This is a genomic window from Pseudoalteromonas sp. SG43-7 (assembly GCF_014164295.1).
In the GTDB taxonomy this organism is placed as follows: domain Bacteria; phylum Pseudomonadota; class Gammaproteobacteria; order Enterobacterales; family Alteromonadaceae; genus Pseudoalteromonas; species Pseudoalteromonas rhizosphaerae.
On sequence record NZ_JACJEY010000256.1, the window covers coordinates 1 to 214 of the forward strand.

The following is a 214-nucleotide window of genomic DNA, read 5'->3' on the forward strand; positions in this document are numbered from 1 at the left end:
TTTTGATGTAAGTTTAGCCAGCTATTTTGGCTTAAGTTACGTATCTGTGCTTTTTCTATATTACGTGTCGGCGAGTAAATCAGTTGATTTAACTGAGCCGGTAAGCGGAATTTAGCGTGTCGCACTAGCCGGTCGATTTTTCTTTGCTCACGCGTATCAATTTCATGAGTGAGCAATAAACTGACGCGCTCTATAAAGCTTTGCTCTTGATATA

At 40.2% G+C, this 214-nt stretch carries 1 protein-coding gene; it reads right to left on the bottom strand.

Annotated features, from left to right (window positions below; all coding sequences use genetic code 11):
* Nucleotides 1-214 (bottom strand): ATP-binding protein (locus H5200_RS23825; RefSeq protein WP_220497060.1); only part of this gene is annotated, 214 nt, incomplete at both ends.